Origin of the sequence: Pseudomonas sp. R28(2017) (assembly GCF_002112505.1) — a bacterium.
In the GTDB taxonomy this organism is placed as follows: Bacteria; Pseudomonadota; Gammaproteobacteria; order Pseudomonadales; family Pseudomonadaceae; genus Aquipseudomonas.
Genome location: NZ_NEHW01000005.1, coordinates 302,618 through 321,700 on the forward strand (window position 1 = coordinate 302,618; position 19,083 = coordinate 321,700).

At 64.7% G+C, this 19,083-nt stretch carries 12 protein-coding genes, 4 tRNA genes and 1 pseudogene; 7 read left to right on the top strand and 10 right to left on the bottom strand.

Features of this window, described 5'->3' with window-relative positions:
- Positions 1-21 precede the first annotated feature (21 nt).
- On the top strand, positions 22-972 hold the full coding sequence (locus CAF78_RS11510; protein ID WP_085675382.1) for a 2-hydroxyacid dehydrogenase: 951 nt from the start codon (positions 22-24) through the stop codon (positions 970-972).
- A 118-nt stretch (positions 973-1,090) separates the two neighbouring features.
- Here the strand turns inward: CAF78_RS11510 and nirD are convergent, their stop codons facing one another.
- The 3 genes from nirD to CAF78_RS11525 form a co-directional block, all read right to left on the bottom strand.
- Positions 1,091-1,453, bottom strand: coding sequence for a nitrite reductase small subunit NirD (nirD, locus tag CAF78_RS11515; RefSeq protein ID WP_085675381.1), 363 nt, complete (start codon positions 1,451-1,453; stop codon positions 1,091-1,093).
- On the bottom strand, positions 1,453-4,002 hold the full coding sequence (gene nirB, locus CAF78_RS11520; RefSeq protein WP_085675380.1) for a nitrite reductase large subunit NirB: 2,550 nt from the start codon (positions 4,000-4,002) through the stop codon (positions 1,453-1,455). Before nirB ends, nirD begins: the two co-directional genes overlap by 1 nt.
- Positions 4,003-4,304: 302 nt before the next feature.
- Positions 4,305-8,315, bottom strand: a complete 4,011-nt coding sequence (locus CAF78_RS11525) for a bifunctional nitrate reductase/sulfite reductase flavoprotein subunit alpha (RefSeq protein WP_085675379.1) — start codon at positions 8,313-8,315, stop codon at positions 4,305-4,307.
- Positions 8,316-8,653: 338 nt separating this feature from the next.
- Between CAF78_RS11525 and map the strand changes: the two genes are divergently transcribed.
- A complete protein-coding gene (gene map / locus CAF78_RS11530; RefSeq protein WP_085675378.1) occupies positions 8,654-9,430 on the top strand; it encodes a type I methionyl aminopeptidase in 777 nt (258 codons plus the stop codon).
- An 80-nt stretch (positions 9,431-9,510) separates the two neighbouring features.
- Here the strand turns inward: map and CAF78_RS11535 are convergent.
- The 4 genes from CAF78_RS11535 to CAF78_RS11550 all read right to left on the bottom strand — a co-directional run bounded on the left by CAF78_RS11535 (position 9,511) and on the right by CAF78_RS11550 (position 10,011).
- Positions 9,511-9,587, bottom strand: a tRNA-Asp gene (locus CAF78_RS11535).
- A gap of 13 nt (positions 9,588-9,600) precedes the next feature.
- Positions 9,601-9,676: transfer RNA gene (locus CAF78_RS11540), tRNA-Val, on the bottom strand.
- 169 nt (positions 9,677-9,845) lie between these two features.
- A tRNA-Asp gene (locus CAF78_RS11545) sits at positions 9,846-9,922 on the bottom strand.
- Positions 9,923-9,935: 13 nt separating this feature from the next.
- A tRNA-Val gene (locus CAF78_RS11550) sits at positions 9,936-10,011 on the bottom strand.
- Positions 10,012-10,227: 216 nt separating this feature from the next.
- Between CAF78_RS11550 and rdgC the strand changes: the two genes are divergently transcribed.
- From rdgC to sugE, 3 genes are all read left to right on the top strand, one after another.
- Positions 10,228-11,148, top strand: coding sequence for a recombination-associated protein RdgC (gene rdgC, locus CAF78_RS11555; protein WP_085675377.1), 921 nt, complete (start codon positions 10,228-10,230; stop codon positions 11,146-11,148).
- A 200-nt stretch (positions 11,149-11,348) separates the two neighbouring features.
- On the top strand, positions 11,349-12,314 hold the full coding sequence (locus CAF78_RS11560; RefSeq protein WP_085675376.1) for a bile acid:sodium symporter family protein: 966 nt from the start codon (positions 11,349-11,351) through the stop codon (positions 12,312-12,314).
- A gap of 95 nt (positions 12,315-12,409) precedes the next feature.
- Complete coding sequence (gene sugE / locus CAF78_RS11565; protein WP_085675375.1) at positions 12,410-12,727, top strand: quaternary ammonium compound efflux SMR transporter SugE; 318 nt, start codon at positions 12,410-12,412, stop codon at positions 12,725-12,727.
- Positions 12,728-12,737: 10 nt separating this feature from the next.
- On the opposite strand, the gene CAF78_RS11570 is transcribed toward sugE, so the two are convergent.
- The gene (locus tag CAF78_RS11570; protein ID WP_085675374.1) at positions 12,738-14,615 is read right to left on the bottom strand and encodes a 1-acyl-sn-glycerol-3-phosphate acyltransferase; all 1,878 of its coding nucleotides are present in this window, start codon (positions 14,613-14,615) and stop codon (positions 12,738-12,740) included.
- A 266-nt stretch (positions 14,616-14,881) separates the two neighbouring features.
- Here CAF78_RS11570 and CAF78_RS29030 point away from each other — a divergent pair.
- Both CAF78_RS29030 and CAF78_RS29035 read left to right on the top strand, forming a co-directional pair.
- Positions 14,882-15,946, top strand: a pseudogene (locus tag CAF78_RS29030) (methyl-accepting chemotaxis protein); the annotation flags it as partial.
- A complete protein-coding gene (locus CAF78_RS29035) occupies positions 15,938-16,801 on the top strand; it encodes a methyl-accepting chemotaxis protein (protein ID WP_371263078.1) in 864 nt (287 codons plus the stop codon). The pseudogene CAF78_RS29030 and the gene CAF78_RS29035, both read left to right, overlap by 9 nt.
- A gap of 144 nt (positions 16,802-16,945) precedes the next feature.
- Here CAF78_RS29035 and CAF78_RS11585 read toward each other — a convergent pair whose 3' ends face one another.
- The gene (locus tag CAF78_RS11585; protein ID WP_085675371.1) at positions 16,946-17,779 is read right to left on the bottom strand and encodes an amidohydrolase; all 834 of its coding nucleotides are present in this window, start codon (positions 17,777-17,779) and stop codon (positions 16,946-16,948) included.
- A gap of 21 nt (positions 17,780-17,800) precedes the next feature.
- On the bottom strand, positions 17,801-19,075 hold the full coding sequence (locus tag CAF78_RS11590; protein ID WP_085675370.1) for an MFS transporter: 1,275 nt from the start codon (positions 19,073-19,075) through the stop codon (positions 17,801-17,803).
- Positions 19,076-19,083 lie beyond the last annotated feature (8 nt).

Below are 19,083 nucleotides of genomic sequence, written 5' to 3' on the forward strand. Positions count from 1 at the left end.
CTGTTTCTGATGGAGTGACCGATGAAACCTGAAGTCCTGCAACTGAGCCCGATCCTCATCCCGCAAATCCGCGAGCGCCTGGAACAGCTGTTCACCGTGCACCGCTATTACGAACAGGCCGACAAGGACGCCTTTGTCAGCCAGCATGCCAGCAACATTCGCGGCGTGATCACCGGCGGCCACACCGGCATCAGCCAGGCGCTGATGGCGCGCTTGCCCAACCTTGAAGTGGTCGCGGTCAATGGCGTCGGCACCGACGCAGTGGACCTGGCCTATGCCCGTGATCGTGGCATTCAGGTCACCGCCACCATCGGCGCCCTCACCGAGGATGTCGCTGATCTGGCCATCGGCCTGCTGATCGGCTTGTGCCGGGGCATTTGCACTGGTGACCGCTTCGTCCGCGCAGGCCACTGGGCCACCAGCGCCACACCGCTGGCACCGCTGCCGCTGGCCCGCCAGGTGTCGGGCATGCGCGTGGGCATCGTCGGCATGGGCCGGGTCGGCCGCGCGGTGGCGCAACGGGCGGCGGCGTTCGGCTGCCCGATTCGCTACACCGACCTGCAGGCGCTGGATGTGCCCTATGGTTTCGAGGCGGATCTGGTGCAGTTGGCCCAGGGCAGCGATGCGCTGATCCTGGCGGCCGCAGCCGACAAAGGCGAAGCGCTGGTCAACCGCGAGGTCCTGCGGGCATTGGGGGCTGAGGGGTACCTGATCAACATCGCGCGCGGCAAGCTGGTGGATGAACCGGCGTTGATTGCGGCACTGGAGGCCGGCGAGATCGCGGGAGCGGCGCTGGATGTGTTTGCCGATGAACCACGGGCACCCGAAGCCTTGTTCGAGCGTGAGGACGTGGTGCTGCAGCCGCATCGCGCCAGTGCCACGGTGCAGACCCGCACGCGCATGGGCGAGATGGTGGTGGCCAGCCTGGTGGATGTGTTTGCCGGGCGTAAGCCGCAAGGTTTGGTGATCTAAGCAGCCTGTCCCGACCTATTCGCGGGCATGCCCGCTCCCACAGGAATCGCACAATGCTCGAGGCCTGTACAGTACCTGTGGGAGCGGGCGTGCCCGCGAATGGGTCGGCACGGGAGCGTCAGGCCACCGACAGCTCCACCGCCTGACCATTCATCCGCACCGGCCACACCCGCAACCGCTGCCCGGCATCTTCCAGGCACTCGCCGCTTTGCAGGCTGAAGTGCTGCTTGTACAACGGCGCCGCCACCACCAGCTCCCCCTGCAAGCTACCGACCAGCCCGCGCCCGATGATATTGGCCCCGGACCGCGGATCGCGGTTGTCCACCGCATACAGGCTCTGCTCCAGCCCAGGCAGGTAGAACAACGCCACCTGCACACCGTCAAGCCACACCACCACGCCAGAGTCGGCCACCAGGTCATGGGCCTGGCACACCGGCTGCCAGTTCTCTTGGGTTTTCACAGCAGCATTGGATAGGTTCATCAGACAGCCTCCTCGACGGTTGGGATCAGGTGCAGCGGTGCAGCCGGCCGGCGCTGTTCGCGTTCGCGCACGAAGTGCACGTCCGGGTCGGCGCGCCGGTCGTTGACGAAGGTACGGAAGCGCTTGAGCTTCTCGGGGTCGTTGAGGGCGTTGGCCCATTCGCATTCGTACTGGTCGACCACATGCTGCATCTGCGCCTCCAGCTCGGCCGCCAGGCCCAGGCTGTCGTCGAGAATCACCTGCCTGAGGTAATCCAGGCCGCCTTCCAGGCTTTCGCGCCAGACCGAAGTGCGCTGCAGCTTGTCGGCCGTGCGGATGTAGAACATCAGCACGCGGTCGATCAGGCGCACCAGGGTTTCGTCATCCAGGTCGGTGGCGAACAGCTCGGCGTGGCGCGGGCGCATGCCGCCGTTGCCGCAGATGTACAGGTTCCAGCCCTTGTCGGTGGCAATCACGCCGATGTCCTTGCTCTGCGCCTCGGCGCATTCGCGGGTGCAGCCGGAAACGGCGAACTTGAGCTTGTGCGGGCTGCGCAGGCCCTTGTAGCGGTCCTCCAGGCGCAGCGCCATGGCGACGCTGTCCTGCACACCGTAACGGCACCAGGTGCTGCCCACGCACGACTTCACCGTACGGGTCGACTTGCCATAGGCGTGGCCGGTTTCGAAGCCGGCGTCGATCAGCTCGCCCCAGATCAGCGGCAGCTCGTGCAGCTGGGCGCCGAACAGGTCGATGCGCTGGCCGCCGGTGATCTTGGTGTAGAGGTCGTACTTTTTCGCCACCTGGCCGATCACGATCAGCTTGTCGGGGGTGATCTCGCCGCCAGGGATGCGTGGCACCACCGAATAGGTGCCGTTCTTCTGCATGTTGGCCATGAAGGTGTCGTTGGTGTCCTGCAGCGGCACCAGCGCCGGGTCCATGATCGGCTGGTTCCAGCACGAGGCGAGGATCGAGCCCACCGCCGGCTTGCAGATGTCGCAACCGACATGGCCCTTGCCGTGGCGTTCGAGCAGTTCGCTGAAGGTGCGGATTCCCTCGACCCGCACCAGCCCGTATAGCTCCTGCCGGGTGTAGGCGAAGTGTTCGCACAGGCTCTTGTCGACGGTGACGCCACGGGCGGTGAGTTCGTGTTCGAAGACCTGCTTGAGCAACGCCGCGCAACCACCGCAGCCGGTGGCCGCCTTGGTGCAGCCCTTGACTGCGGCGAGGTCGCCGCAACCACTGTCGATGGCCGCGCACACCGCGCCTTTGCTGACGTTGTGGCACGAGCAGATGGTCGCGCTGTCGGGCAGTGCGTCGGCACCGAGGGCCGGTGCGCCACCGCCCTGCGGCAGGATCAACGCGGCCGGGTCGGCCGGCAGGGCGATACCGTTCTGGGCGTACTGCAGCAGGGTGTCGTAGTAGCTGTTGTCGCCCACCAGCACGGCACCGAGCACGTGCTTGCCGCTGGCATCCACCACCAGCCGGCGGTAGGCGCTGTTGGCCTCGTCGATGAAGCGGTAGCTGCGCGAACCCGGCGTGGCGCCGTGGGCATCGCCGATGGAGCCGACATCCACGCCCAGCAGCTTGAGCTTGGTCGACATGTCGGCCCCGGTGAATTCGCTGGCGGCTTCGCCCATCAGCAGCGCCGCCAGGTTGCGCGCCATGCTGTAGCCGGGGGCGACCAGGCCGTACACGCTGCCGTTCCACGAGGCGCATTCACCGATGGCGAAGATGCGCGGGTCGCTGCTGCGGCAATGGTTGTCGATCACCACGCCGCCGCGTGCCGCGATTTCCAGGCCGCTGGCACGGCCCAGGGCGTCCTGTGGGCGGATACCGGCGGAGAACACGATCAGGTCGGTTTCCAGGTGTTCGCCGCCGTCGAAATTCATGCGGTAGCGGTAGGCTTCACCGTCACTGATCGACTGAGTGGCGCGCGACAGGTGCACACCCACCCCTAGCGCTTCGATCTGCGCCTTGAGCGCGGCGCCGCCCTCGCCGTCCAGTTGCACCGGCATCAGCCGCGGGGCGAACTCCACCACGTGCGCCTCCAGGCCAAGGGACTTCAGCGCGTTGGCTGCTTCCAGGCCGAGCAGGCCGCCACCGACCACCACGCCGCGGCGCGCTTCACCGGCGGCGGCACGAATGGCATCGAGGTCATCGAGGGTGCGGTAGACCAGGCGGGCGTTGCCGCTGGAACCCTCGATCGGAGGCACGAAAGGGTACGAACCGGTGGCCAGCACCAAGTGGTCGTAGCCATAGCGGCCCTCGGCGGTCACCACTTCACAGCGCTCACGGTCGATGGCCAGCACCGCTTCACCCAAGTGCAGGTGCACACCGCTGTTGCCGTAAAAATCTTGCCCGCACAGGGCCAAGGTCTCGGCACAGCTGCCGCCGAAGTATTCCGACAGGTGCACGCGGTCGTAGGCACGCTGGCGTTCTTCGCCGAACACGTGCAGCTCGAAGCGCTCGAGGGCGCCGCGTTCGACCAGTTGCTCGACGCAATGGTGGCCGACCATGCCGTTGCCGACGATGACCAGTCGCTCTCGTTGCCCGCTCGCTGTTGCCTTCATAAGCCGATCCTCGATCAAAAAAAAAGCGCCTGGAGCCGAAGCTCCAGGCGCCTTTGCCTGTATTCATCACGGTGGGTGGCCCGGGTTGATCGCCGTTGATCAGTGGGCTTTGTTGTATCAGGGATAAAGCAGAGACTGTGCCAATCCTGTTTCCTGTGACGGCCTCTTCGCGGGCAAGCCCGCTCCCACAGGGCCTCCACTACATTTGCGATGCATCAAACCTGTGGGAGCGGGCTTGCCCGCGAAGAGGCCGGTAAAGCCGATGCACTTTCCAAGTGCAGCGCTCACCATCCTGGGGCGCCTCAATACACATCACGCCGATACCGCCTGGCTTTGTTCAATGCCTCGACATAGGCATCGGCATCCACGCCACCATGCACCGCAATGACCTCACGCAACGCCGCATCCACATCCTTGGCCATGCGCTGGGCATCGCCACAGACATAGAAATACGCCCCCGCCTCCAGCCATTGCCACAGCTGCGCGCCCTGCTCGAGCATGCGCTGCTGCACATAGATCTTCTCGGCCTGGTCCCGCGAAAACGCCGTGTCCAGGCGCAGATGCCCGCTCGCTTGCCAGGCCTGAAGCTGCTCTTGATAGTAGAAATCCGTGGCCGCATGCTGCTCGCCGAAGAACAGCCAGTTTTTACCTTTTGCACCGCACACCTCGCGCTCTTCGAGGAAGGCACGAAACGGCGCGATGCCCGTGCCGGGCCCAACCATGATCACCGGCAGGTTGTCGTCCTCGGGCAGGCGAAAATGCTTCGATACCTGCGGGAAGATCGCCACCTTCAGCGCCTGCGCGCGGTCAGCCAGAAACGTTGAACAAACCCCCTTGCGCTCGCCAAAGCGCACGGTGGAAACGGTCAGGTGCACCTGATCCGGATGCGCCAACGGGCTTGAACTGATCGAATACAGCCGCGGCTGCAACGGCTTGAGCAACTCGAGCCAGGTCGCCAATGGTAACTGCTGCGGGAACGCACGCAGCACATCGACCAGCTGGCGCCCCCACAGCCAGCCCTGCAGTTCGGCCTTGCACGCGGGTTGCAGCAGGCGCTGCAGGTCCGTGGCATGGGTGCTGAATACCTGAAGTTGCTGCGCGGTGACCTTGGCGATGTCCAGATGCGCCTCCAGGGCCTCGGCCAGTGGCATCGCCGGCTGCCCCTTCAATTCCACCAACGCCTGGCCATCGAGGTGCATCAGCGTCAGCAGTTCCTCGACCAGCGCCGGGCAGTTGCGCGGCCATACGCCCAAGGCATCACCGGCGGCGTAGGTGAAGCCGCTGCCAGACAGGTCGAACACCAGCTGGCGGGTTTCCTTGCTCGCACCCGGGCCGTTGAGCAGTTGATTGGCGACCAGCGCCGCCGACCACGGCTGCTGCTTGCTGAAGCCCGCCACTGACGCAGGCTCACTGACCGGTGCCACCAAGGCCTCGCGGCCGAGCTGCGGCAGCAAAGCGTCGAGCCAGGCGGCGAAGGCGTCATCGAAATCCGGTTCGCAGTCGACCCGCTGCAGCAAGCGGCGCCCGCCCAGTTCGGCCAGGCGCTGGTCGAGCTTGCGGCCAAAGCCGCAGAACTGGTCGTAGCTGGAGTCGCCCAGGGCCAGCACGGCGTAAGGCAGCTGCGCGCAGCAGGCGCCCTGCTCGCCTTGCAGCGCCTGCCAGAACGCCGTGGCGCAGTCGGGCGCGTCACCGTCACCGAAGGTGCTGGTGATCAGCACCACACTGGCGGCGCCTTGCAGCTGGCTGGGGCTTACCGCCTCCATGCAGCTGAGCTGCACCTCAAGGCCGGCACCCCGCAGGCGCTCGGCACAACGTTCGGCAAGTGCCTCGCCGTTGCCGGTCTGCGAAGCCCACAGCACCTGGTGGCGCGGCACGGCGATGGCCGGTGTGGCGGCTGGCTGCGCGAACAAACCAGCCAGCAAGCCATCGACGAACAACCGCCGGGATGCGGCCAACGGCGCGCTAGCCGGCAGGCTGGGCACGCCTTCGGCACGCGCCTGGTCGAGGCCGAGCAAAAAGCCCTGCAGGTAATGACGCTCGTCATCGGCCAGCACGGGGGCTGGCAGGGTGTCCAGGCCAAGCAGGCGGGACAAGGTCGCGGTCGGCATGCGCGCAGGCTCCGGAATAGGGGTGTTCAGCTCGAGGGCATCGATACGCTCGCCCGCGACCCGCTCCAGGGCCACGGCGCAATGTTTGAATGCCGGCTGCAGCGACAACGGGTCGACCGCATCACAAGTCACGGCATTGATCGCCAGTTGCTCGCCAATCACATCGTTCCAGTGGAACGGGGCGAAGCAGTTGCCGGGCATGACCCGGTCGCTGATGCGCGCCGGCAACACGGCCTGGCCGCGACGCGAGCGAATGGCGACCTGGTCCTTGTCGGCGATGCCCAGGCGGGCGGCGTCCTCGGGGTGGATTTCAACGAAGGGGCCTGGCTCCAGCTTGTTCAGCGCCGGCACCTTGCCGGTCTTGGTCAGGGTGTGCCACTGGTGCTGCACGCGGCCGGTGTTGAGCACCAGCGGGTAGTCGGCGTCGGGCAGCTCGGGCGCCGGCAGCCAGGGCCGGGCGAAGAAGCGCGCCTTGCCACTGGCGGTGGGGAATGCCAGGGCAGGCGCATGGCCCTCGGCATCGCGCAACAGGTGCTGGCTGCTGCCGCCGTTGAGGTAACGCAGCGGGCTGCGGTCATCTTCGCGGCCCGGCGCGCAGGGCCACTGCCGTGGACTGTGGCGCAACTGCTGATAGCCGATGCCACGCAGGTCGTAGCCGGTGGCCGGGTTCCAGAAGCGCCGGATCTCGTCGTACACCGCCTCGGCATCGGGGTAATCGAAGGCCTCGGCGTAGCCCATGGCACAGGCGACCCGGGCGATGATCTGCCAGTCCGCCAGGCTTTGGCCGGGCGCCTGGACCGCACGCTGCATCAGCGTCAGGTTGCGCTCGCTGTTGATCATCACGCCTTCGCCTTCGGCCCACAGCGCGGCGGGCAGGAGGATATCGGCGTAGCGGTTGGTTTCGGTGTCGAGGAAGGCATCCTGGGTGATCACCAGCTCGGCCTGGCGCAGGCCGTCGATCACCTGCTGGCGGTTGGCGACGCTGGCCACCGGGTTGCTGCAGATCACCCAGCAGGCTTTCACCTCGCCGGCCTTCATCTGCTCGAACAGCGCGATCGTGCCCTCACCACCTTCGCTGCGCAGGCTGCCCGGTGGCAGGCGCCATTGCGCCTCGACGAAGGCGCGGTCCGCCGCCACCAGCGCCGAACGCTGGCCCGGCAGGCCCGGGCCCATGTAGCCCATCTCGCGGCCGCCCATGGCGTTGGGCTGGCCGGTCAGCGAAAACGGCCCGCTGCCCGGGCGGCAGATGGCGCCGGTGGCCAGGTGCAGGTTGCACAGGGCGTTGCTGTGCCAGGTGCCGTGCACGCTCTGGTTGAGGCCCATGGTCCAGCAGCTCATCCACTCCCCGGCGGTGCCGATCCATTCTGCTGCCTGGCAGATGTCGGCCTCGCTCAAGCCGGTGATGGCAGCCACGCGCGCCGGGGTGTAATCGTCGAGGAAAGCCGGCAGCTCGTCCCAGCCTTCGGTGTGACGGGCGATGAAGCCTGGGTCGGTATGGCCGTTGTGGTGCAGCAGGTGCAACAGGCCGTTGAGCAGGGCCATGTCAGTGCCGGGGCGCACCTGCAGGAACAGGTCGGCCTTGTCGGCGGTGGCGGTGCGCCGCGGATCGACAACGATCAGCCGGGCGCCGGCCTTGACCCGGTCGAGCAGGCGCAGGAACAGGATCGGGTGGCAGTCGGCCATGTTCGCGCCAATGACCAGGAACAGCTCGGCGCGGTCGAAATCCTGGTAGCTGCCGGGCGGGCCGTCGGCGCCGAGCGACAGTTTGTAGCCGCTGCCGGCGCTGGCCATGCACAGCCGCGAATTGGACTCGATGTGGCGGGTGCGGATAAAGCCCTTGGCCAGTTTGTTGGCCAGGTACTGGGCCTCCAGTGACATCTGCCCGGACACATACAGCGCCACCGCGTCCGCGCCGTGCTGGTCGATGATGCCGCGCAAGCGCTCGCCGGCCTGGGCGATGGCCTGATCCATGCTGCTGCGCGCCGGCTGCTGGCTGCGTTGCTGGCGCACGTAGGCGTCTTCCATGCGCCCGGCGGCGGTCAGTGGCAGGTGGGCGGTGAGGCCCTTGGTGCACAGGCGGCCGAAATTGCTCGGGTGCTGCTTGTCGCCGCTGATCTTGCCGACCTTGCCGTCGGCAACGCTCATGACGATGCCGCAACCGACGCCACAGTAGGGGCAAACGCTGCGTACTTCGCGGGTGGTCATGGGCGGTTTCCCCTTTCAAGAACGCAAAAAGGCGCCGGCTGCCCGGGCCTGCAAAGCAAGCGGGGCAACACGGCGCCTTTGTCGTGAGTTGATTGGGCTGTCGACGTTGATAGCCCTGGATAGCAGTCAGCCAGCAATTAGTGGGCCAGCTGTGCCGGCCTCTTCGCGGGCACGCCCACTCCCACAGGATCGCTACAGGTTTGAAGACTGTGCAGTACCTGTGGGAGCGGGCTTGCCCGCGAAGAGGCCGGTACAGGCAGCGCACCACGCGGTGGCAAGCAGACTATCCATGGCGCTATGCTGGGGCAATTTCCAGCAAGAGCTACAGCCTGCATTCCATGTCCAAGGTGATCCTCAAGACCCCCGCCCAAATCGCACTGATGCGCAACGCCGGCCAGCTGTTGGCCCAGGTGTTCGCCGACCTCGACCACTTCATCCGCCCCGGCATCACCACGATGCAGATCAACGACCGCGCCGAGGCCTTCATCGTCGACACCCTCAAGGCCCGCCCGGCCAGCAAGGGCCAGTACGGTTTCCCCTACTCGCTCAATACCTCGGTGGACCATGTGGTCTGCCACGGCATCCCCAAGGTCGATGAAGTGCTGAAGGAAGGCTCGATCATCAACGTCGACATCACCCTCGAACAGGGCGGCTACATTGCCGACTCGTCGAAGATGTACAGCATCGGGCCAATCAGCGATGACGCGCAGCGGTTGGTCGACACCACCTACGACGCGCTGTGGAAAGGCATCGCGCAGGTACGCCCCGGGGCGACGCTGGGGGATATCGGCCATGCCATCCAGGCCCATGCCGAGGCGGCTGGCTACAGCGTGGTACGCGAGTATTGCGGCCATGGCATCGGCCAGCAGATGCACGAAGGGCCCGAGGTGTTGCACTTTGGCGCGCGCGGCATGGGCATGAAGTTGCAGCCCGGGATGGTGTTCACCATCGAACCGATGATCAACCAGGGCGGACGCGGGACGCGGACGCTGAAGGACGGCTGGACGGTGATTACCCGGGACCACTGCCTGTCGGCGCAGTGGGAGCATACGGTGGCGGTGACCGAGGATGGGGTTGAGGTGCTGACGTTGCGCGAGGAAGAGCGCAACCGCTAAGACACAGAAACAAAAAAAGCGACCCTAAGGTCGCTTTTTTTGTGGCTTCCGGGTGTTCAGTGGGCCCTGGAAGCGGAATATGGCGCAGCGGACGGGACTCGAACCCGCGACCCCCGGCGTGACAGGCCGGTATTCTAACCGACTGAACTACCGCTGCGCTATTCAACGAGTGGTGGGTGATGACGGGATCGAACCGCCGACCCTCTGCTTGTAAGGCAGATGCTCTCCCGGCTGAGCTAATCACCCATTCGTCTCGGTGAGGCGCGCATTCTACGGACGATCCAGCACCCTGGCAAGCCATTGATGCAACTTTTCCGCAAAAATTTTCACGGCGAATTTCAGGCACAAAAAAAGCGACCCTAAGGTCGCTTTCTTTGTTACTTCCGGGTGTTCAGTGGGCCCTGGAAGTGGAATATGGCGCAGCGGACGGGACTCGAACCCGCGACCCCCGGCGTGACAGGCCGGTATTCTAACCGACTGAACTACCGCTGCGCTATACATCGAGTGGTGGGTGATGACGGGATCGAACCGCCGACCCTCTGCTTGTAAGGCAGATGCTCTCCCGGCTGAGCTAATCACCCTTCGTCTCGGTGTGGCGCGCATTCTACGGAGGGCCCGCTACCCTGGCAAGCACTTTTTCAACTTTTTTCAAAAAAAATACCAGGTCTTTCAACGACCTAGCGCAGATGGAGGTTTTCTTGCCTTATATGACCCTGGTGGCCCTCTGACAGGGTTGGCCTGGGACCACTGCTCGGAGAATAATGCCCGCCTTATGCATTAAGGAGAGATTCCCCCTCATGTGGTTCAAGAACCTGCTGTCCTACCGCCTGACCCAGGAAGTACCGTTCGAGCCTGAAGCGCTGGAAGCTGCGCTGGCCACCAAGCCGGCCCGCCCCTGCTCCAGCCAGGAGCTGACCACCTACGGTTTCATCGCGCCGTTCGGCAAGGGCGAAGACGCTCCCCTGGTGCACGTCAGCGGCGAGTTCCTGCTGATTGCCGCACGCAAGGAAGAACGCATCCTGCCCAGCAGCGTGGTCAACGATGCGGTGAAGGAAAAGGTCGAAGAGATCGAGACCGAGCAAATGCGCAAGGTCTACAAAAAAGAACGCGACCAGATCAAGGACGAGATCATCCAGGCCTTCCTGCCACGTGCGTTCATCCGCCGTTCGATGATCTTCGCCGCCATCGCCCCGCGCCTGGGCATGATCCTGGTCAACTCGGCCAGCGCCAAGCGCGCTGAAGACCTGCTGTCGACCCTGCGCGAAGTGATGGGCTCGCTGCCGGTGCGCCCGGCCACGGTGAAGATCGCACCGACCGCGACCATGACCGACTGGGTCAAGTCGCAACAGGCTGCCGAGGGCTTCTATGTGCTGGACGAGTGCGAGCTGCGTGACACCGCCGAAGACGGCGGCATCGTGCGCTGCAAGCGCCAGGACCTGACCAGCGAGGAAATCCAGCTGCACCTGAGCACCGGCAAGGTGGTCACCCAGTTGGCCCTGGCCTGGCAGGACAAGCTGTCGTTCGTGCTCGACGACAAGATGGTGATCAAGCGCCTGAAGTTCGAAGAGCTGCTGCAGGAGCAGGCCGAACAGGACGGTGGCGATGAAGCCGCGCAGCAGTTCGATGCCAGCTTCCAGCTGATGATGATGACCTTTGCCGAGTTCCTGCCGGCGCTGTTCGAAGTGCTCGGTGGCGAAGAGATTCCGCAAGGGGTCTGATGTGGTTTGAAGTACCGGTGCTCGCCTGATGTTCAACTGCAGGCGGTACCGGCCTCTTCGCGGGCACGCCCGCTCCCACAGGGATCACCACAGACTTGAATACTGTGGCGTACCTGTGGGAGCGGGCTTGTCGAGGCGTCCAACCGCCGCTAAGAGGCCAGTGAAATTCATATAGCTATAAATAGAAAAGGAATTGCCCCATGCGTGCCCTCGCCGCCCTCAGCCGCTTCGTCGGCAACACCTTCGCCCTGTGGGTGCTGGTGTTCGCCGTGCTGGCCTTCCTGATGCCCCAGTGGTTCATCGCCCTAAAGGTCGCCATCGTGCCGCTGCTGGGCCTGGTGATGTTCGGCATGGGCCTGACCCTCAAACTCGACGACTTCGCCGCCCTCGCCCGCCAGCCCTGGCGTGTGGCCCTCGGCGTGGTCGCGCACTTCGTGATCATGCCAGGCATGGCCTGGCTGCTGTGCCAGTTGTTCCACCTGCCGGCGGAAATCGCCGTGGGTGTGATCCTGGTCGGTTGCTGCCCGAGCGGCACGGCGTCGAACGTGATGGTCTGGCTGTCCAAGGGCGACCTGGCGTTGGCGGTGGCGATCGCCGCGGTCACCACCCTGCTCGCCCCGCTGCTGACCCCGGCGTTGATCTGGTTCCTCGCTTCTGCCTGGCTGCCGGTGTCCTTCATGGACATGTTCTGGTCGATCCTGCAACTGGTGATGCTGCCGATCGTGCTCGGCGTGCTGGCGCAACGCTTGCTGGGTGCACGGGTGCAGACGGCGGTGCAGGTACTGCCGCTGGTGTCGGTGGTGAGCATCGTGATGATCGTCTGCGCGGTGGTGGCGGCCAGCCAGGCCAAGATCGCCGAATCCGGCCTGCTGATCATGGCGGTGGTGGTGCTGCACAACACTTTCGGCTATCTGCTGGGCTACCTCACCGGCCGCCTCTGCAAGCTGCCGCTGGCCCAGCGCAAGTCGCTGGCGCTGGAGGTCGGCATGCAGAACTCGGGGCTGGGGGCGGCGCTGGCGGCGGCGCATTTCTCGCCACTGGCGGCGGTGCCGAGCGCGCTGTTCAGCGTCTGGCACAACATCTCCGGGGCGCTGCTGTCGACCTGGTTCCGCCGGCTGGAGGACCCATCGGCCGCCATGGAAGAGGTTGAGCCGGCCAGCCATTGATGTGTACCCTGATGACCACAGTGAGGACGACCTCACGACGCACCGCGTGACCATCCCGGGGACGGCCCCATCATTCGCAACGATGGAGACGCATCATGTCCTGGATCATCCTGTTCTTCGCCGGCCTGTTCGAGGTCGGCTGGGCCGTCGGTTTGAAGTACACCGACGGCTTCAGCAAACCCCTCCCTACCGCGCTCACCGTCGCCGCCATGGCCATCAGCCTGGGCCTGCTGGGCCTGGCCATGAAAGAACTGCCGCTGGGCACCGCCTATGCCATCTGGACCGGCGTTGGTGCCGTCGGCACGGTGATCGCCGGGATCATCCTGTTCGGCGAGTCGATGGCCCTGGTGCGGCTGGTCAGCGTGGCGCTGATCGTGACCGGCCTGGTCGGCCTGAAAGTCAGCGCCAGCTGATACCCCGCCCTTAGCGCAGGCCGCCGCGCAAGCGGCTGACCTGCTCACGCAAGGCATCTGGCTGCGCCGCCTCCACCGGGATGGCGGCGCCTGCCACGATGGTCACCTTCGACCACAGGCGCTTGAAGAAGCCCTTGGCCGGGTCACGGCTGAAGAAGCTCCCCCACAAGCCCTGCAGCGCCAGGGGAATCACCGGTACCGGGGTTTCTTCGAGGATGCGGCTGACGCCCCCCTTGAACACATCGATCTCCCCGTCGCCGGTCAGCTTGCCTTCCGGGAAGATGCACACCAGTTCACCGTCCGCCAGGTATTCGGCGATGCGGGCGAAGGCGCGCTCGTAGGTGGCCTGGTCTTCGTTGCGCCCGGCAATCGGAATGGCGCCCGCCGTGCGGAACACGAAGTTGAGCACCGGCAGGCTGTAGATCTTGTAGTACATGACGAAGCGGATCGGCCGGCGGATCGCTCCGCCCAGCAGCAGCGCGTCGACGAACGACACGTGGTTGCACACCAGCAACGCCGCGCCCTCATCCGGGATGCGTTCGAGATCGCGATGCTGCACACGGTACATCGAATGGCTGAGCAGCCAGATCAGGAAGCGCATGGTGAACTCGGGCACGATCCTGAAGATGTAGGCATTGACCAGCACGTTGAGCAGCGACACCACCAGGAACAGCTGCGGGATGCTCAGCTTGAACACACTCAGCAGAACAATGGTGAAGATCGCCGAGACCACCATGAACAGGGCGTTGAGGATGTTGTTGGAGGCGATCACCCGGGCCCGCTGGTCCTCGGCGGTGCGCGCCTGGATCAGGGCGTACAGCGGCACGATGTAGAAGCCACCAAACACACCCAGGCCGACGATCGACAGCAGGATCCACCAGGCCTGGTGCATGCCCAGCAGCGCCAGCCAGTCGTGCGGTGCAGCGCCAGCCGGCACATCGCCGGAATGCCACCACCAGAGCAGGCCGAACAAGGTCAGGCCGAACGAGCCGAACGGCACCAGGCCGATTTCCACCTTGCGCCCACTGAGGCGTTCGCACAGCAGCGAACCGAGGGCGATGCCCACCGAGAACAGGGTCAACACCAGGGTCACTGCGGTCTCGTCACCGTGCAGCCACTCTTGGGCGTAGGTCGGAATCTGCGTCAGGTAGATGGCGCCGACGAACCAGAACCACGAGTTGCCGACGATCGAGCGCGATACGGCCGGGGTCTGCCCCAGGCCCATGCGCAGGATCACCCACGACTGCTTGAAGATGTTCCAGTCCAGCGCCATCTGCGGCGAAGCAGCCGCAGCCCGCGGGATCCAGCGGCTGGCCAGGTAGCCCAGCACGGCGGTGCCGACCACGCCACCGGCCACCACCGTGGCGTAGCTGTCGGTGGCCATCATCACCCCGGCACCGATGGTGCCGACCAGGATGGCGAGGAAGGTGCCCATCTCCACCAGGCCGTTACCGCCCACCAGCTCTTCTTCGCGCAGGGCCTGAGGCAGGATCGAGTACTTCACCGGGCCGAACAGTGCCGAGTGGGTGCCCATGCCGAACAGGGCCAGCAGCATCAGCGTGAGGTGGTTGGTAACGAAACCGATGGCGCCGACCGCCATGATGGCGATTTCGGCCAGCTTGATCGCGCGGATCAGCGCGTCCTTGGCGAACTTTTCGCCAAACTGCCCGCCCAGTGCCGAGAACAGGAAGAACGGCAGGATGAACAGCAACGCACAGAGGTTGACCCAGATCGAACGGTCACCGTCGCCCAGGCTGAGCTTGAACAGGATCGCCAGGATCAGCGATTGCTTGAACAGGTTGTCGTTGAAGGCACCCAGCAACTGGGTGACGAAGAACGGCAGGAAACGCCGCTTGCCGAGCAAGTTGAATTGCGAGGGGTGACTCATCGTCCTTGTTCCTGAGTGTCTTTTGTCATTGGAGGCCCGTGGAGCGCTGCAAGCCACAAATCTGCATGGGAAAGCCCTGGACTGGCAAGCGACACCGGGCGACTCGGGAACCAGCGCACAGTTTGATATCACCGTGACACTAATTTCATGAAAAGCACTGTTCAGATTTTGTTACACACGCCGATAATTCATATAGATGACTATATCTGACAGAAGGAACAGACCTCAGGTCTCCTCCAACGCATAAGAAAAGGAGCTCGGCAGTAATGTTTATCTGGTTCGGCGACCTCAAGATCGCCCACAAACTCTTCCTCGGTTTCGGCCTGGTGCTGTGCCTGACCCTGGTGCAATCGCTGATCAGCTGGGATGGCCTGGGCAGCCTGGTGCGGCGCAGCGAAGTGGTCAGCGATGTTTCGCGCCTCAACGACGCCCTGGGCGACTTGCGCGAAGCGCGTTTGCGTCACGCCATGGCCAATGGTGCGCCCGCCGAAAGCAAACAGCTGCAGGCCGCCCTGGAGGCATTCAAGCCAACCCTGGCAAAGCTGCGTGAAGTGATGATCAGGGCGCAGACCCATGCCCTGATAAATACTGCCGACCAGGCACTGCAGGGCTACAGCGGCAACCAGGCCGCCAGTTTCCGTGCCTATGAAAAGATGCGCGCGGCGCAGAAGGAAATGGGCGTGCTGGCCACCCAGTCGTTCGCCAGCATCGAGCAGATCCGCAGCCAGGTACGTGCCTTGCCCGACGCCGAGCAGCGTTTTGTGCGCAGCGAGGCGATCAACCAGATCCGCGAAAACCTGATTCTGCTGCGTTATCACGTTCGCGGTTACACGGGTAACACCAACGCCGAGACCGAACAGCTGATGAACAGCCAGATCGCCACCACGGTGAACGATCTGCCTGGGCTGGTCGCTCGCTTCAATGGCAACTTCCCGCAGCAGTTCCAGCAATTGCAACAGCAGGTACAGGCTTATGCCGCTGCTGTCGAAGCGTTCCGTGGCGAGGTCAGCAAGCTGGTCGGTTACCGCGCGGCCATGGCCAAGGACATCGAAACCCTCAACGAGGTCATTGGCCAACTGCTCGATGACCAGGCCGTGCTGGTCGCCAAGGACAGCCATTTCGCCCGTACCCTGCAGATTGCCACCACCCTCCTCGCCTTGCTGATCGGGGCACTGGCTGCCGTGGTGATTGCCCGGCAGATCAGCCAGCCGCTGCGCCAGGCGCTGAGCGCAATGGAGCAGGTGGCCGCCGGTGACCTCAGCGAACAACCGAGCAGCCGCCGCCGCGACGAAGTCGGCCAATTGCAGAACGCCCTGCAGGGCATGACCCGCAACCTGCGCGAGCTGATAGCCCAGGTGCGCGATGGAATATCGCAGATTGCCAGCGCCACCGAGGAGCTTTCGGCGATTACCGAACAGACCAGCGCCGGCGCCAACAACCAGAAGGTGGAAACCGACCAGGTGGCCACGGCCATGCAGGAAATGGCCGCCACCGTGCACGAGGTGGCGCGCAATGCCGGTGAAGCCTCCGAGGCTGCCAGCGCCACCGACGAGGAAGCCCGTGAAGGTGACAGCGTGGTCAACCGCGCCGTGGTGCAGATCAGCCGCCTGGCCAGCCAGGTGGATGCCACTGGCGAGGCCATGGGCGCGCTGCGCAGCGAAAGCCAGCGCATCGGCAAGGTCATGGACGTGATCAAGGCCGTGGCCGAACAGACCAACCTACTGGCGCTCAATGCCGCCATCGAAGCGGCGCGGGCTGGTGAAGCCGGCCGTGGTTTTGCCGTGGTGGCCGATGAAGTGCGCAGCCTGGCACAGCGTACCCAGGCATCGACCCTGGAGATCGAGTCGGCGATCGGCAGCCTTGAGGAAGGTACCCGTTCGGTGAGCGAGCTGATGGAGCAAAGCCAGAGCCTGACTGAAAGCAGCGTGGCGCTGGTGCGTGAGGCCGGGGTAGCGCTGGAGGGAATTACCCAACGTGTGTCGGGGATCCAGTTGATGAACCAGCAGATTGCCGCGGCTTCGGAGCAGCAGAGTGCGGTAGCGGAAGAAATCAGCCGCAGCGTGGTGACGGTGCGGGACATTTCCGAACAGACTGCCGAAGCCAGTCAGCAGACTTCGGCGTCCAGCGTGGAACTGGCGCGGTTGGGTGGGCAATTGCAGCAGATGATCAGCCGGTTCCGGTTCTGATCAATAAAGAGCCCCGCTGCCTGTGAAGCCTATGCCGGCCTCTTCGCGGGCATGCCCGCTCCCACAGGTACTGCGCAGTCTTCAAGGCTGTGGTGATCCTGTGGGAGCGGGCGCGCCCGCGAAGAGGCCGGCACAGGCGCCACATCACTCGAAGCCGAACAGCACCCGCGCGGTATCCACCAACAGCGCCCGGCGCAATTCAGCCGAGCAGCCCAGGGCATCGAACTGCTCGACAACCCGGGTAAAGCTCACCGCAGACTCATGCTGGGTATGCGGCCAGTCACTGCCCCACATCAGCCGTTCGGCCCCATAGTGGGCTTCAAGCGCACACAGCGCCTGACGGGCAAACGCCAGGTTCTGCTCCGGCGTCCCTTCAAGCCGGTAGATACCCGACACCTTGACCCAAACCTTGCCCTTGCCCCCCAGCGTCAGCAACTCGGCAAAGCCTGGCTGCCCCAAGCCCAGGCGGGCATCGGGCCGACCGAAATGGTCAACCACAATGTTCAGACCATAAGGCTCCAATGCCCGCACCAGTGCCGGAATGTCCGCCACATGACGGTGCAGTTCCAGGTGCCAGCCCTGCTCGCCGATGCGCTCCAGCAACGGCCGCCATTCGGCACCTGTCAGGTCTGGCAGGTGCTGGCCCATGAGGTTCAGGCGTACGCCCCTGACCCCAAGCCGGTCCATCGCCTGCAACGTCTCGCGCTCAACGTCCCGGTCAAGCATCACCACCCCGCGCAGTTGCGCCGGCACCGTCTGCAGGGCACTGAGCAGGTAGCGGTTGTCGGTGCCCAGAAAACTGGGCTGCACCAGTACGCCATGGCTGAAACCATGCGCCAGCAACTGGCCCAGGTAATCGCCCAGCGGCGCATCGTAGCTGGGCGCGTAACGCCGCTCGCTGGCCAGGTTCAGCCCACGGCTGAACACGTGGGCATGGCTGTCGATGGCGGTCAGGTGTGAAGCAGGAACGTCGGGCATGGTTTTCACAGAACAGTCAGGTTACTTGGCGACAGCGCCAGCCATTGCCGGCGCGGGTGTGGCCTCGAGGTTGCGGCCACGGGTTTCCGGCAGGCACAGCGCGGCGAGCATGGCCACGCCGTAAGCGATGCCGGCATCGATACCGATCGCGCTACCCAGCGACATGGACTCGCTCATGTGGCCGACCAGGAACGGGAACACCGCCGACAGCACGCGGCCGAAGTTGTAGCAGAAGCCAACCCCGGCACCGCGCACGTCAGCCGGGTACAGCTCGTTGAAGAACGCCCCCAGGCTGGCCGGGATACCAGCGGCGAAGAAGCCCAGCGGGAAGCCGAGGAACAGCATCTGGGTGTTGCTCAGCGGGAAGAACACATAGGCCTGCACGGTCAGCACGCAGCACAGGGCGAACAGCAGGATGTTCTTGCGCCGGCCGATGCGGTCGATCAGCAGGCCACTGACCACGCAACCACACCAGAAGGCGAAGATGATCACCGCCAGGTAACCACCGGAGTTGAGTACCGAAAGGTTGCGTTCGGTCTTGAGGAAGGTCGGCAGCCAGGTCATCACCGCGTGGTAACCCCCGTGGGCGCCCAGGCCCAGCAGGCCGCCGAGCAGGGTCACGCGCAGCAGTTCGGGGCGGAAGATGCCGGCCATGGACGTGAAGAAGCTGCCGGGGATGGCCTTGTCTTTTTGCAGGCGCTGGAAGCTGTCCGGCTCCGGCACGTTGCGGCGCACCCAGATGATCAGCAGCGATGGCAGCAGGCCGACGAAGAACATCACCCGCCAGGCGTATTCTGCCGGTACCAGCGAGTAGATCAGGGTGAACAGCCCCACCGCCAGGCCCCAGCCCACGGCCCAGGCACTCTGCACGGTGCCCATGACCTTGCCGCGGTATTTCGGGTTGATGGTCTCGGCCATCAGCACCGCACCGGCCGCCCACTCGCCACCGATGCCGAAGCCCTGCATGGCCTTGACGAACAGCAGTGGGTAGAAGCCGGTGACGAACGCCGAGAGGAAGGTGAAGAAGGAGAACCAGAGGATCATCCATTGCAGGGTCCGCACGCGGCCATAACGGTCCGACAGGGTGCCGCCGAGCCAGCCGCCGATCGCCGAAGTCACCAGGGTCAGGCCGCTGATCAGGCCGGCATCGCCCTTGGTCAGGGAGAACGCGGCGATCAGCGCGGGAATGGCCAGGCCGAACATCTGCACTTCCAGCGCATCGAGCGACCAGCCACCGAAACAGGCCCAGAACGTATTGCGTTCCCGTGAAGTGATCTGGCGGTACCAACTGAACATGATTGTTA

Excerpts from the sequence above, each read along its gene's own strand:
- CAF78_RS11590 (WP_085675370.1), bottom strand. The coding sequence starts at position 19,075 with ATGTTCAGTTGGTACCGCCAGATCACTTCACGGGAACGCAATACGTTC.
- CAF78_RS29035 (WP_371263078.1), top strand. The coding sequence starts at position 15,938 with ATGACCCGCAACCTGCGCGAGCTGATAGCCCAGGTGCGCGATGGAATA.
- CAF78_RS11585 (WP_085675371.1), bottom strand. The coding sequence starts at position 17,779 with ATGCCCGACGTTCCTGCTTCACACCTGACCGCCATCGACAGCCATGCC.
- nirB (WP_085675380.1), bottom strand. The coding sequence starts at position 4,002 with ATGAAGGCAACAGCGAGCGGGCAACGAGAGCGACTGGTCATCGTCGGC.
- map (WP_085675378.1), top strand. The coding sequence starts at position 8,654 with ATGTCCAAGGTGATCCTCAAGACCCCCGCCCAAATCGCACTGATGCGC.
- CAF78_RS11570 (WP_085675374.1), bottom strand. The coding sequence starts at position 14,615 with ATGAGTCACCCCTCGCAATTCAACTTGCTCGGCAAGCGGCGTTTCCTG.
- nirD (WP_085675381.1), bottom strand. The coding sequence starts at position 1,453 with ATGAACCTATCCAATGCTGCTGTGAAAACCCAAGAGAACTGGCAGCCG.
- CAF78_RS11525 (WP_085675379.1), bottom strand. The coding sequence starts at position 8,315 with ATGACCACCCGCGAAGTACGCAGCGTTTGCCCCTACTGTGGCGTCGGT.
- rdgC (WP_085675377.1), top strand. The coding sequence starts at position 10,228 with ATGTGGTTCAAGAACCTGCTGTCCTACCGCCTGACCCAGGAAGTACCG.
- CAF78_RS11510 (WP_085675382.1), top strand. The coding sequence starts at position 22 with ATGAAACCTGAAGTCCTGCAACTGAGCCCGATCCTCATCCCGCAAATC.
- sugE (WP_085675375.1), top strand. The coding sequence starts at position 12,410 with ATGTCCTGGATCATCCTGTTCTTCGCCGGCCTGTTCGAGGTCGGCTGG.
- CAF78_RS11560 (WP_085675376.1), top strand. The coding sequence starts at position 11,349 with ATGCGTGCCCTCGCCGCCCTCAGCCGCTTCGTCGGCAACACCTTCGCC.